This window comes from Bhargavaea sp. GQ12 (genome assembly GCF_059758705.1).
On sequence record NZ_JCAXEU010000005.1, the window covers coordinates 74753 to 88469 of the forward strand.

General features: G+C 52.9%; 14 protein-coding genes. 10 read left to right on the top strand and 4 right to left on the bottom strand.

All coding sequences use genetic code 11. The features are described 5' to 3' along the window. Window positions 1-32 precede the first annotated feature (32 nt). Window positions 33-959, bottom strand: coding sequence for a COX15/CtaA family protein (locus AC6CHQ_RS06360; RefSeq protein ID WP_251239093.1), 927 nt, complete (start codon window positions 957-959; stop codon window positions 33-35). Between the two features lie 319 nt (window positions 960-1278). Between AC6CHQ_RS06360 and cyoE the strand changes: the two genes are divergently transcribed. The 7 genes from cyoE (at window position 1279) to AC6CHQ_RS06395 (ending at window position 7818) form a co-directional block, all read left to right on the top strand. Then, window positions 1279-2193 carry a heme o synthase gene (gene cyoE / locus AC6CHQ_RS06365; protein ID WP_251239094.1) on the top strand — a complete coding sequence of 305 codons (915 nt, stop codon included), beginning with the start codon at window positions 1279-1281 and terminating at the stop codon, window positions 2191-2193. Between the two features lie 95 nt (window positions 2194-2288). Further along, window positions 2289-3356: a cytochrome c oxidase subunit II gene (coxB, locus tag AC6CHQ_RS06370; protein ID WP_251239095.1), complete on the top strand. Its 1068-nt coding sequence runs from the start codon at window positions 2289-2291 to the stop codon at window positions 3354-3356. Window positions 3357-3382: 26 nt separating this feature from the next. Then, the gene (gene ctaD, locus AC6CHQ_RS06375; RefSeq protein ID WP_251239096.1) at window positions 3383-5257 is read left to right on the top strand and encodes a cytochrome c oxidase subunit I; all 1875 of its coding nucleotides are present in this window, start codon (window positions 3383-3385) and stop codon (window positions 5255-5257) included. After that, window positions 5257-5883 (top strand): cytochrome (ubi)quinol oxidase subunit III, encoded by a 627-nt coding sequence (locus tag AC6CHQ_RS06380; RefSeq protein ID WP_092049161.1) that lies wholly within the window; start codon window positions 5257-5259, stop codon window positions 5881-5883. Before ctaD ends, AC6CHQ_RS06380 begins: the two co-directional genes overlap by 1 nt. 1 nt (window position 5884) lies before the next feature. Then, window positions 5885-6217 carry a cytochrome c oxidase subunit IVB gene (gene ctaF, locus AC6CHQ_RS06385; RefSeq protein WP_251239097.1) on the top strand — a complete coding sequence of 111 codons (333 nt, stop codon included), beginning with the start codon at window positions 5885-5887 and terminating at the stop codon, window positions 6215-6217. A gap of 184 nt (window positions 6218-6401) precedes the next feature. After that, window positions 6402-7328 carry a cytochrome c oxidase assembly factor CtaG gene (ctaG, locus tag AC6CHQ_RS06390; protein WP_251239179.1) on the top strand — a complete coding sequence of 309 codons (927 nt, stop codon included), beginning with the start codon at window positions 6402-6404 and terminating at the stop codon, window positions 7326-7328. Between the two features lie 28 nt (window positions 7329-7356). After that, entirely contained in the window at window positions 7357-7818 is a 462-nt protein-coding gene (locus tag AC6CHQ_RS06395; RefSeq protein ID WP_251239098.1) for a DUF420 domain-containing protein, read from the top strand. A 96-nt stretch (window positions 7819-7914) separates the two neighbouring features. On the opposite strand, the gene ytvI is transcribed toward AC6CHQ_RS06395, so the two are convergent. Continuing rightward, window positions 7915-8973, bottom strand: a complete 1059-nt coding sequence (gene ytvI / locus AC6CHQ_RS06400; RefSeq protein WP_251239099.1) for a sporulation integral membrane protein YtvI — start codon at window positions 8971-8973, stop codon at window positions 7915-7917. Window positions 8974-9103: 130 nt separating this feature from the next. Beyond that, complete coding sequence (locus tag AC6CHQ_RS06405; RefSeq protein WP_251239100.1) at window positions 9104-9469, bottom strand: YugN family protein; 366 nt, start codon at window positions 9467-9469, stop codon at window positions 9104-9106. A 150-nt stretch (window positions 9470-9619) separates the two neighbouring features. On the opposite strand from AC6CHQ_RS06405, the gene AC6CHQ_RS06410 reads away from it, so the two are divergent. Further along, window positions 9620-10681, top strand: coding sequence for a CAP domain-containing protein (locus tag AC6CHQ_RS06410; RefSeq protein WP_251239101.1), 1062 nt, complete (start codon window positions 9620-9622; stop codon window positions 10679-10681). Between the two features lie 6 nt (window positions 10682-10687). On the opposite strand, the gene AC6CHQ_RS06415 is transcribed toward AC6CHQ_RS06410, so the two are convergent. Continuing rightward, a complete protein-coding gene (locus tag AC6CHQ_RS06415; protein WP_251239102.1) occupies window positions 10688-11416 on the bottom strand; it encodes an amino acid kinase family protein in 729 nt (242 codons plus the stop codon). A gap of 114 nt (window positions 11417-11530) precedes the next feature. On the opposite strand from AC6CHQ_RS06415, the gene AC6CHQ_RS06420 reads away from it, so the two are divergent. Both AC6CHQ_RS06420 and AC6CHQ_RS06425 read left to right on the top strand, forming a co-directional pair. Then, window positions 11531-13063, top strand: a complete 1533-nt coding sequence (locus AC6CHQ_RS06420) for a UDP-N-acetylmuramoyl-L-alanyl-D-glutamate--2,6-diaminopimelate ligase (protein ID WP_251239103.1) — start codon at window positions 11531-11533, stop codon at window positions 13061-13063. 5 nt (window positions 13064-13068) lie between these two features. Continuing rightward, entirely contained in the window at window positions 13069-13515 is a 447-nt protein-coding gene (locus AC6CHQ_RS06425) for a YlbF/YmcA family competence regulator (protein WP_251239180.1), read from the top strand. Window positions 13516-13717: the final 202 nt, after the last annotated feature.

Consider the following 13717-nt stretch of genomic DNA (forward strand, 5'->3'; position numbering starts at 1 on the left):
TTGTCTGCGGCCCGGAACTTGAAGCTATTCGCTTATGATTTTGGCCGGCTCTCGTAATGACGGCTTCTTGAGACGAGCAGGATCATGTAGCAGAGGAGACCGAACAGCAGCGAGATGACCAGTGAGTGGACCAGCGCTGCGGCCAGGTTAAGGCGTGTAAGCACAACAAGCATGCCCGTAGACGCCTGTGTCAGTACGAGGATGAACGCAATCATCCAGCCGCGGCTGACAACTTTCTGGTTCTGGTAATGTTTCCACGCGTGGAAGAAGATGTAGGCGATCCAGATGACGATGAAAAGGGCGGCCAGCCGGTGGCCCATCTGCACCCATTCATGCATGTTCGTAGGGAGGCCTATATCGTCGTTCCGGCAAAACGGCCAGTCCCGGCACACCAGTCCGGAATCGGTGTGGCGCACAAGCGCTCCGGTATAGACAACAAGATATGAATAAAGTGTCACACCGATCGTATGCCATTTCAGTTTATTGCCGATCCTCACATTCTCTGCGTCGAACTTCCTGTCGACCTCGAAGATCAGGAGCGTCAGCAGGAAGACGGCAGCGAAGGAGATGAGAGAAATGCCGAAGTGGAGCGCGAGTATGAAGTCACCCTGTCCCCAGAGAACCTGCGCCGCACCGATCAGTGCCTGCAGGACGAGGAAAAAGATGGCCATGAACGACAAAAACTTCGTTTCGCGAATATGTCCGAGTGCGCGCCAGGCCCAGACGGACAAGATGACGATGAGAATCCCGACCGCTCCGGTGACGAGCCTATGGGAGAATTCAATCAGGACTTCTGCGTTGATCTCAGTGGGGATCAGTTCGCCGTTGCATCCAGGCCAGTGCCTGCCGCAGCCCATTCCGCTTTCCGTCTTCGTAACGAGCGCGCCGCCGAGAAGGATGGCGAGCATCCCGATCGTCGAAGCAACGGCGATCCATTTCAGTGTTCGATTGTGCTGCATAATGACACCTCTTTAAGAATTCTGGACCGTTTGATGACGGTGTCGCTTAACTGATGATATCGGAAACGAAAGGCAAAAACAACGACCAGCCTAGGATGGAACACCCGGGGGCACTCCATTTCACAATTTGTTCATAAAAAAGGCTCAAAGGCTTCACAAATGAAATTCGCAAATGCTTTACTATAGATATGCTGTCAACTTATTATACGGGCAGTCCGCTATCATTCGACAAATTAGGGATATGTATAGAATTCACCCCGTAATTCAGCTATAGTTAAGGGGTAGCGGAACTTGCCGGCAGTTCGAAAGGAGGGGTTTCATGACAAACAGTCGCACCGCGCATGCAGCAGCGGCGGAAGCTGAATCCGCTTCCTTTATGAAGGACTTTTTGGCGCTCATCAAGATCGGCATCGTCAATTCAAATGTCATCACGGCGTTTACCGGTTTCTTCCTGGCAATCCAGTTTGCCCGCCGGCACTTTCTGGACGAGTTGGACTTGCTGTTTTATGTCGTAATCGGCTCCAGCCTTATCGTTGCGGGTTCCGCGGCGATGAACAACCTGATCGACAGGGATATCGATCCTGTCATGTCCCGGACGAAATCGCGTCCTACCGTCACAGGACGGTTCAAGGCTCCGACAGTATTCGCCATGTCGGTCAGCTTCTTGCTGATCGGGGAAATTCTCCTGTTTTCCGCGAGCACTACAGCCGGGATATGGGGAATCGCAGGCATCTTCAGCTATGTCGTCCTCTACTCGATGTGGTCCAAGAGAAAACATGTCAGCAACACGATTGTCGGAAGTATTTCCGGCGCCATTCCTCCACTGATCGGGTGGGCCGCCGTCGAGCCCGCTCTGGGACCCGGCGCATGGGCACTATTTCTGATCATGTTTGCCTGGCAGCCGCCTCATTTCTATGCGATCGCAATGAGAAGAACAGAGGAATACCGGGCGGCTGGCATCCCGATGCTTCCGGTTGTAAAGGGATTCGCCCGGACGAAGAAATCGATGCTCGCCTGGGTCCTCGTACTATTCCCGCTCCCATTCCTGCTTCCTCAGCTTGGCTGGCCGTTCATCGTCCTCGCCACGGCACTGAATGCAGGCTGGCTCTTTATCGCCCTGAAAGGCTTCAGGGCGGCAGACGACATCAAGTGGGCAACAAGCATGTTCGTGTACTCCCTGAACTACATGACGATCCTGTTCGTCTCGATGATCATCTTCGCGGTCATCATCTGATTACGGAATTCTTTCTTTGACAAGAATTCATCATATAATTGGGCATTCCGTCCTCATATTTGAAAACATCTATGAAAGAGAGGTTTGGTTAATCGATGATGAAAGGACTCAAGAAATGGCGCCTTGTAACGCTGCTGGCAGCCCTCACCATCATCCTGTCGGGTTGCGGCGAAGAATACCTCTCGACGCTTCTTCCGGCAGGAGAAGTCGGACAGGATCAGTTTAATCTCCTGCTCCTGACGACCGGAATCATGATTCTTGTCATGATCGTTGTCTTCACCATCTACTTCATCGCTCTTGCTAAGTTCCGCCGCAAGAAGCTGGGTGACGACCACATGCCGAAAGACGTGGAAGGAAGCCACAAGCTCGAGCTCATCTGGACAGCGATCCCGATTCTTCTCGTCATCATCATGGCGGTCCCGACCGTTTACTACACCTACAAACTGGGTGATGTATCGGCGATGGAAGTCACGGACGATGAAGGCAATGCGGAAAACCTCGTTGTCAACGTCACGGCAAAGCTGTACTGGTGGGAATTCGAATACCCTGAACAGGGCATCGTCACTGCTCAGGAACTCGTCGTCCCTACAGGTGAAAAAGTTTACTTTAACCTGATTTCCTCTGACGTCAAACACTCCTTCTGGATTCCTGCCATCGGCGGAAAGCTTGATACGAACGTCGAGAACGTCAACAAGTTCTACCTGACATTCGACAAGGAATCCGAAGGGCTTGAAGACGGAGTCTTCTACGGGAAGTGTGCGGAACTCTGCGGACCTTCCCACGCACTTATGGACTTCAAGGTCAAGACATTGAGTCCTGATGATTTCGACGGCTGGGTCGCAGCCATGCAGGAAACTGAAGGCGCAACAGCAAACCCTGATTCCGCAGATGCGGGCGAGGCTGCATTTGCAAACAGCTGTCTCTATTGCCACGCGGTTTCCGGTGTCGGCACAAGCGGTGCGGCGGCTCCGAACCTTGCTACCTTCGGTGACCGTAACCGTGTTGCAGGCTTCCTCGAGCACGACAAGCAAAACACGATCGACTGGATCAAGGATCCCCAAAAATACAAGCCTGGCAACCTGATGCCTGCCTTCGACCAACTGTCGGATGAGGATCTTGATGCCATCGCAGATTATCTGCTTGATCTGAAAGTAGAAGAATAAGGTACCGGTAAAGGAGGGTAATATCAGTGACAACTGTTTCGAATTCAGTCGAACAAAAGAAAGGGTTCGGCGCGACGCTGTGGGATTGGCTGACCACAGTCGACCATAAGAAGATCGGTATCCTTTACCTCATCGGCGGCGGGTTCTTCTTCGTCCTTGGCGGTATTGAAGCCATGCTGATCCGTTTTCAGCTTCTCATACCGAACAACGATTTCGTCAGTGCGGGGTTCTTTAACGAACTGATCACGATGCACGGAACGACGATGATCTTCCTGGCCGCGATGCCGCTTTTGTTCGGATTTATGAACGCCATCGTCCCCCTTCAGATAGGGGCGCGTGATGTTGCGTTTCCATTCATCAACTCCCTTGGATTCTGGATGTTCTTCTTCGGGGGACTGTTCCTGAACCTCAGCTGGTTCCTGGACGCTGCACCTGATGCAGGCTGGACATCCTACGCATCCCTGTCGATCGCTTCGGCCGGTCACGGGATCGACTTCTATGCGATCGGCCTGCAGATCGCAGGTGCGGGTACGCTCATGGCGGGGATCAACTTCCTCGTCACGATCATTAACATGCGTGCCCCGGGTATGACCTACATGCGTATGCCACTGTTTACATGGACAACCTTCGTGGCATCTGCGCTGATCCTGTTCGCATTCCCGCCGCTCACAGTCGGGATCTTCTTCCTGACATTCGACCGGATGTTCGGTGCGAACTTCTTTGACCACACGATGGGCGGAAACACGATCATCTGGGAGCATATCTTCTGGATCTTCGGCCACCCTGAAGTTTACATCCTGATTCTTCCGGCGTTCGGGATCTTCTCCGAAATCTTCTCGGTCTTCGCACGGAAGCGTCTGTTCGGTTACTCGGCGATGGTCTTCGCGACCGTCCTCATCGGGTTCCTCGGATTCATGGTTTGGGCCCACCACATGTTCACGGTCGGTCTCGGGCCGACAGCGAACGCAATTTTCGCTGTTGCCACCATGGCAATTGCCGTTCCTACAGGGGTCAAGATCTTCAACTGGCTTCTGACCATCTGGGGCGGAAGCATCAAAATCACGACACCGATGCTTTATGCACTCGGATTCATCCCGTCGTTCGTCATGGGCGGGGTCACCGGCGTCCAGCAGGGTGCTGCGCCGCTTGACTACCAGCTCCATGATTCGTACTTCATCGTTGCCCACTTCCACTACGTCATCGTCGGTGGTGTTGTCCTCGCGATCCTTGCAGCGACACACTACTGGTGGCCGAAGATGTTCGGTACGATGCTCAGCGAAAAGCTCGGCAAGATTACATTCTGGTTCTTCTTTATCGGCTTCCACATGACGTTCTTCCTGCAGCACTTCCTCGGTCTGATGGGGATGCCGCGCCGCGTATGGACGTATATGGACGGCCAGGGCTGGAACCTGTTCAACCTGATCAGCACGATCGGTGCGGTACTGATGGCGATCGGTGTGATCGTCCTGATCATCAACGTCATCATCACGACTGCGAAAAACGAACGTGTCGGCAACGACCCTTGGGAAGACGGCCGTACGCTCGAGTGGGCGATTCCTTCGCCGCCGCCGTTCTATAACTTTGCCCAGACACCGCTTGTCCGCGGTCTGGACTCGTACTGGATTGAAAAGCAGGAAGGCCACAACGGCTATACTGCAGCGGAACCGGTCACGGATATTCACATGCCGAACGGTTCAATCATTCCGTTCTTCATGACGCTCGGACTGTTCATCGCCGGATTCGGTGCAATGTACCGCCTTGAGCACGATTGGGGTCTCCCGGTCCTGATCTTCGGACTTGCGTTCACATTCCTGACGATGGGTATCCGTTCGATCAAGGATGACCTCGGCTACTATGTAACAAAAGATCAAATCCGCCGCATCGAAAGGGGGCGTGACTGATGGACCTGAATACTAAATTCACACCTCAATCCTGGCCGGATCACCCAGAGACGGCCACGATGGAAGCCAAGAACAAGTTTGTTGGCTTCTGGCTCTTCCTCGGAGGAGAGACGGTTCTGTTCGCCACGCTCTTTGCGACGTATCTGGCACTTAAGAACTCTGTTCCTGATGGGAACGAGTTCCGCACAGAAACACTGTTCGAGCTTCCGCTTGTCTTTGTCATGACCATGCTGCTCCTGACTTCGTCCCTGACAAGTGTCTATGCGATGTACCATATGAAAAACTATAACTTCAAGGCTATGCAGCTTTGGCTGGCAATCACCGGATTCCTTGGTCTCGGCTTCCTCGCGCTTGAAGTGTACGAATTCTATCACTACATCCACCTTGGATTCACTTACGGCAACAGTGCTTTCAGTTCGGCATTCTACACGCTTGTCGGTACGCACGGACTTCACGTTGCGATCGGCCTTGTCTGGCTGACGCTTCTGATCCTGCGGAACGCGAAACGCGGCCTCAACCTGTATAATGCGACCAAGTACTACACATTCTCACTGTACTGGCACTTTATTGACGTCGTCTGGGTATTCATCTTCACGGTAGTCTACTTGATGGGAGTGGTCGGTTAAGATGGCACACGATATCGAGATTATTGAAAAGACGCCGGCCGAGTTCGAATACAAGAAGCGCCGTTCCGACCGATTGATGCGCAGCCAGCTGATGATGTTCGCGCTCATGATTTTCATGACGCTGATTTCCTTCGCGGCTGTCCAGGCAGGCTTCTCTGCTTACTTCGTCATCCCGGTCGTACTGCTCCTTGCAGCGGTGCAGGTCGGACTGCAACTGTATTATTTCATGCACATGAGCGAAAAAGGCCACGGGTTGGTAGCATTCTTCATGTACGGCGGAGTTCTCATTGCATTCCTGACCGTCTTGACGTTTGTAACAATCATCTGGTGGTAATGCTGAAACATCCCGGAAGCAAAGAGGCTTCCGGGATGTTTTTTTATTGGAAATAGGTCTATGCTTCTTTTAGGATTGTCGGCTGTATCAGCTGCCCGACGGCAGGTGTCATAGTTCGTTCATTGATATGCCTTCCCTGCGGGCTTATAATGATAAGAGACCTTTAAAAGGAGCGATGGCAATGGTGCCAATTAGCATATTCGGTTTCCGGGCACTCTGGAGCCCATACTTCTTCCTGACGCTTGTCGTCCTGTTTCTCGTGTACCTGGCCATCACTGTCAAATGGCGTGATCGCTTTGAAGGAAGCGAGTCGCTTTCGCGCAGTGAACTGATCTACTTCTCTGCGGGTATGCTGCTCGTCTATGTGACCAAAGGATCGCCGATTGATCTTCTCGGACATATTCTGTTCAGCATGCACATGGTGCAGATGGCCGTGCTCCTCCTGATTGCGGCTCCCTTCCTCATTAAGGGGATCCCGGTATGGATCTGGAGAAAGGTCTTCGCATTGCCGGTTCTTGGCCACATTCTCCGTGTGATCACGAAACCGCTGATCAGTGTCATCGTGTTTAGTGCAATGTTCTCGGTGTATCACCTTCCGATGATCCTGGATACGATCAAGCTCAGCATCCCGCTTCATGCGCTCTTCTCGATAACGCTGTTCATTTCAGCGCTCTGCCTATGGTGGCCGCTCCTCAATGACAGTGACTTTGCACCAAGGCTGAAACAAGGCCTTCACAAGATCGCCTACATCATCTCCAGCGCCATTCTGATCACTCCCGCGTGTGCACTGATCATCTTCGTCGACACACCCGTCTACGAGACTTACCAGAGCGGGGAAGCCTGGCTGATGTCGATGGCCCTTTGTGTTCCGGCCTCCACCCTCAGCGCATTGTCCGGAACCGGCCTGTCGGGTCCGGAAGTGTTCACGAACATGCCGATCCTGTACGATCAGCAGATGGGCGGAGTCATCATGAAGATTCTTCAGGAGATCATCTATGGGGTGGTTCTCGGGAAGATTTTCTTGAGCTGGTTCCGTCACGAGCGTGACAACGCGGACGAACTCACACAAAAACAACTGCTTGAACGCAAGCGGCTTTCCATGTATAGCTGAGCCGCAGACAATAGGGGGATAACATCATATGTCACTGCCGTTCCTACCGACCATCAGCACTTTCTTCATCGTCCTGAGCGCGATTCTTGTTGCCATCGGATGGTCGCTCATCAGCAAGCGGAAAGTGGAAGCCCATAAAAAGACGATGCTGGCTGCAGGAGTCTCTGCACTCCTGTTCTTTATCATCTATGTATCCAGGACGCTGTTTGTCGGAAATACAGCGTTTGGCGGCCCGGATGACCTGAAAATCTACTATACGGTCTTCCTTGTCTTCCACATCTTCCTGGCGACGACAGGTGCCGTGTTCGGGATTGTGTCGATCTACACAGGGCTGAAGGAAATCCTTCCGCGGCACCGCAAGATCGGGCCCATTACGAGCATCATCTGGTTTTTCACCGCCATCACCGGCGTTGCCGTCTATCTTCTTCTGTACGTATTTTATGAAGGCGGAGAGACGACTTCCATGTTCAAAGCAATTCTCGGATCCTGAAGCGAAACATGCTGCCGGTCCAGAGAAAAAGCCATCACCCTTTTGAAGGATGATGGCTTTTTTCTATTCTCATTCCACATGGTCTTTTTTCCTGAGTCAAATCTTGAATTCCATTTTGATGATGCCGGCATCACGGGCCGTAGTAAGGAGAATGACGAACAGTGGCCCGATGAAAAGCCCAAGAAAACCGAAAAGTTTCAGGCCGATGAACATGGAAATCAAAGTGGCGAGAGGGGAGAGCCCGATCTGCTCGCCCATCACTTTCGGCTCGACAGTACGCCGGATGACGAGGAGGATGAGAGCAAGGATGGCGAGTTTTGTACCCTCGGCCGCATCACCGATGGCGAACTGGTAAATGGACCATGGCGCGAGGATGATGATCGAACCGAGAATCGGGATCAGATCAACGATCCAGATAATGATGGACATCAGGATCGCATACTCCGGCTTGATGATCAGCAGCCCTACAAACGTAGCCGCCAGGATAATCAGGCTGACGAGAAATTGCGCCTTGATGAATCCGAATACGGTCCGGTTGAGGCGGTCTGTCATCAGCTTCACTTTCTGCGATGTTTCATCCGTCAGCAGATTGAAAACTTTTTTCTTGAGGCCCGGAAGATCGAGCATGAACAGGAAAAGTGCGATTGCATAGAACAGGAGGCTGACCAGGAAGTTTGGGATGCCGGTGAGGAGGCCGGTGATTACATCATAGTTGACAAAGGCAAGAAGAAAATCACGTGCCGATTCGATCAGCTGGTTCATGCCGTTCTGGATGGACTCCACCACTTCAAGCGGCATGCCTTCCGTGTAGTTGAACATCTTGTCCTGCATATCGATCCAGGCTCCGGCGATGGCATTGAATGTATCTGGTGCGGACTTTGTAAAGTTGATCAGCCTGCCGACAAGCTGGGTCACGGTAAAGTAGAACAATAGGGCCAGCAGCAGAAGAAAGAAGATAAATACCGATATGACGGTTGTTTTTCTCCTCCATTTAAAACGGTTCATCGTCATTCTGACGAGCGGCTCGAGAAGAATAGCCGTGATCAGAGCGAAAATGAGCGGCAGAGAGATCGGCAAAATGATGAAGGCAATCAGTAAAGTGATGATTGTGAGAAAGAAGATTGTGACGGTGCGGCGGTTCAGCCATTTTCCCATGAATGAGGTCTCTCCCAGATTGTTAGTACATTTATTATAGACAACAAAAAGATGTTTGAATAGCAGTGAAATTGAGGTCTTTTCAGAGATTCAACAAAAAAAGCCCCGCTTTCTTGGCGGGGCCGGCCGGTCAGGCCTGGAGTTCGTGCGGTTTCAGATCTTCTTTAAGTGCGAGCAGTGTTTGCGTGCAGCTTTCGAGAAGATAGTCTGGGAAGTGTTCATCTTCTCCGTATTCAACACCGTGAGGGTAGTAGTGCTTGCCGATCACCGGCTTTTTCAGGTTAATGATGGCTTCGCGTGCGCCGACATCACCGTCGGTTGTGAACCCAAAGATGCGGAGATAGTAAGTGCCTTCCTTAATGACGATCTTTTTATCATAGCTCACCCGCTCATAGTCCCACTGCTCGGCACGGATGAGGCCGTGCTTGTTCATAATGTCATCAAGTAGTTGAAGATCGGCGGCAACGCCTTCGATGCCTGTGTTTTCAAAATACATGTTCTGTACGCCTCCTTTGGTGCAGTCTGTCTCCATCGTATACCCATCTATGATAGAACAACGGGAAAACAGTTGCAATGACAACATTGTGTCCAAAGTCGCCGCACTGTTATAATGGTCCCAATATACAGAGACCAAGGAGTTTTTTGATTGAAATTCGTATTGAGGCTTTTGCTGGTTCTCGCCGCAATAACGGTCGTCATCCTGTTTACGACGCAGGGCACAAAGGAAAATGATCCGCTGATCTCGCCTGTGCCGAATACGGCCATGCCGGGAGAAGGGGCGCCTTCTCCCGGGAAAGAATCGATAAGCCGGCCGGACTCCGGAATTTCTGTTCTGGTGGGGGAGCCTACAGGGAATCTGACAAAACGCTTTGGTCCCCCCGACAGGATCGAGCCGTCCATGTATGGCTATGAATGGTGGGTATACGGCAATAAACCGGAAACGTATATGATGGCAGGCGTACGTGACGGTACGGTCAATCAGATATATGCAGCAGGCCTTGAACTCGATGTGAGTCCGTACAGCATCGGGGAACCGGTGGAGGACATCTTCCGATATACAATTATCGAGCCTGAGGTCAGCATCGAGATTGGAACTGACCGCTACCTGTTCTCCATGAACGGCGATGATCTGGAGGAACGGCTGCTTGTCGCATATGACGGAATCTTCGCCCAGGTCTATGCCGATCGGGAAAAAGGGGAAGTCATGGCGGTGCGTTTTCTGTCCCCCCGGGTGCTTGTCCTGCATCAGCCCTACGAGATGACATACGAAGGGCGTCTGATCGCGCCGGAGCCGCTGTCATCTGCGGTGCAGATCGCAGCGGATCGGGCGGCCGAGCAACAGATTATGGAACTGACCAATGTATTCAGGCAACATGACGGGCTTCCTCCGCTGCAGGAGGATGGCAGCGCCTCGGGAATCGCCCGTGAACGCGCCGTGTATGCGTCGAGGGGCAGCCGCTCCGAAGAAGGTAACGGCCCGTTGTCCGATCAGCTTAAGCTTGCCGGCATCGATTACACCGAGGCGGGTGAAAATCTGGCAGCCGATTACCTGGATGCTGCAGAGACGGTCCACGGTTGGATCAATTCACCGGAACACCGCGACCTCATCTACAATCGCAAATACAACCGGCAGGGAGCCGGTGTATCCAATAAAGTCTATTCGCATCTTTTCCTGAACCGGAAGGAACCGGCCGGCTCATCTGAGTGATGCCGATTATCCGGAAACAAATGTACCCGGAAGTTCATCGGCGAAGTTGCGGATATGAAGCGGCACGGATGCCTTCGCGGCATACAGTGCCGCTTTTTTCTGGATGACGGGACGTTCAGTCCCGAGAAGGGGGAGCAGTTCCGCATAAGTAAGCGATTCAAACTTTTTCGCATCCGGGTTTATTGCGGGGTCTGTTTCAAGGACACCTGGTACATCTTTGAAAAACTCGACAAGTTCTGCTCCGAGCATTTCCCCGAGAACGACTGCAGTGAGGTCACTGCCGCCCCTTCCGGTTGTCCGGATCCGACCGTCGAGGCCGGTTCCCTGAAAGCCGGGAACGACGGCGACATTGCGTTCTCCCCATATGCGGTAGAACGGTTCCAATTCCATTTTCAAATCAGCACTGCCAAATGGGCCTTCTGTGAGGATTCCTGATCGGCTGCCATAGATCAGCTCGTTTTCAATGCCTTCCTTTTCAAGCTCCGCGGACATGATCGCCGAAGCAAGAAGCTCTCCGCAACCTGCTGCGACGTCCTGCGCATGCGGCGAAATCCCGAGAGCGCCGCTGATGGAAAGCAGGCTGTCCGTGGAGTAGGGATCCCCGGCCCTCCCCATGGCGGAGACGACAATGACGACCTTGCCATTTTCCCTGATCGCCCTTCTGATATGACGGATGCATGCTTTTCTTGTGCAGCTGTCCCTCATGGCGATTCCGCCGAATTTCTGAATGATCATCGAACTACGCCACCATCTTTCCTCGTGTCATTCAACCACCGTCCTACATACGATGGAGGGTACTCCAACATAATGTATTCGCTCGGAACAAAAATGTTCGGGAAGGGGTCAGGCATGATTGAATTATGCGAGCTGCTGAAAAACTGGCCGTGCACGGCAAAGGGCGGGGACCTCCGGGCAATAATCAGCGGCGTGACGGATCATTCTTCCGAGGTTATCCCGGGATCGGTGTTTGTGGCAAGAGTCGGCCGCAAGGAAAACGGGCTGGATCATATTCCTGAAGCTTTACGGAACGGGGCTGCTGCAATTGTCACGGACAGGATCCGCCCGCCTGCGCTACCCCAGGGTGTGACAGCCATCTCGGTTGCGGATGCCGCTGATTTCCTGGCTTATGCCTGCTCGGCATTCCATCGTCATCCGTCCAGAGAACTGACGATCTTTGCAGTTACCGGAACCAACGGGAAAACAACGACCACGCGTTTTATCGGTCAGATGCTGAAAGCCTGCGGGGTCCGTGCCGCGGTGATCGGCACGCTCGGCGTTTGGATTGACGGAACAAAAGCTCCACTAAAGATTCCGCCGATGACGACCCTGCCGCCGGCAACCCTCCACAAAGTGCTCAGGCACTGCGTGGATGAAGGAGTCACTCATGTAGCCTTGGAAGCCTCCTCTCTGGGACTGTCGGGTAAGCGTCTCGACCATTGCAGCATCGATTATGGAATCTTCCTTAATATCGGAAGGGATCATCACGCGGAACATGGGGGAGAAGAATCTTATATCCGGGCAAAAGGCAGATTGTGCAGACTGGCCGGGCAGATGATCATCAACTCTGATGATCCGCTGGTCCTCGGTGCCTCGGGGGACATGGAGCCTTTGTTGACGTTCGGAGAGAAGCCCGGCGGTGAAGGGCATATATGCATTCTCGAAGAAGAATCAGGTTTTTGGACAGTCTGGAAAGACAGGATTCGGGTTGATGTCCCTGCACCGGTGGAAGGCAGGCACAACCGTCAAAACGCCGCTGCCGCTTTTGCTGCACTATGTTCCGCAGGATTCGGGTTGGATGACTTGTGCAGGCATGCCTGCCGCCTGGCACTGCCCGAGGGAAGAATGCAGGAAGCTGCGCGGGCCGGCATACGCGTATTTGTCGATTATGCCCACACGCCGGATGCGCTTGAAGCGGTCCTCGGGGCATTATCCTCCGTATGCACGGGCAGAATGATCACAGTATTTGGCTGCGGGGGCGACCGGGACAGAGAAAAGCGCCCCGAGATGGGCAGGGTGGCGGGGGAGTACTCCAGTTCTGTATGGGTAACGTCGGATAACCCGAGAAGCGAGGATCCGCATAAGATCATTGCGGATATCTTGGAAGGCACAAAGAACTCTTCTGCCGTAATAAGGGAGGAGGCCGACCGGGAAAAGGCGATCTGCGGCGCTATCAGCGAAGCCGAACCGGGTGATATTGTTCTGATTGCAGGGAAGGGGCATGAGGCAATTCAGATATCAGGCTCTTCCACAAGGCCATTTTCCGACTTCAGGACAGCGCTCCGTTTTCTCGGGGAAAGAGAAGCATCTCCGGACAGGACGGATCAGGATGACAGAGTACAAATGAGCGACAGATTCTGGTATGATGGGGGTGGAATGGAGTGATGACCATGATGATGACCGACGAATGGCTCCGTGTCATCGAAGAGTCCGAACTGCTCAGCCGGATGATCGTCTCTTCCGAAGAGGCGGAGATTTACCGGCTTGCCCATCATAGAGTTTATTCCGATCCCGGCCTTGTGCAGGAGATCGCTGATTTTGCAAGACTGAAGGAGCAGTATGAAGAGGTCCAGCGGTTTGGCCGCTATCACCCCGACTACACCACTGTCATGAAGGAAGTCCGTGTGAAAAAGCGCGATCTCGACCTGAATGACAAGGTGGCCGCGCTTAAAGTTGCCGAGAATGATCTGCAGGACCTTCTGGACGAAGTGAGCCTGCTGATCGGGAAAACCGTTTCCGAATCGGTCAAGGTTCCTGTGAGCAATCCGTTCTTTGAGTCCGACTCAGCTTGCGGCGGCAGCTGCGGAACGGGCGGCGGCTGCTCCTGCAGTGCTTGAATAAAGAAAAGGAGATGCCGGCCGGCATCTCCTCAGACTGCAGACAAAGTGAGTGTATGGCTCCTTTGTCTGCAGTTTTTTCTTTTGTCCGCGGGCGTTGCCTGAGCCTTCCCCGCGGAAAGCCTCCATCCGTAACGGAAATCAACAGCACTTTATCTTAAAAACAGGCTTTCTTTTATTATCATTATTTACTAGCCAATAG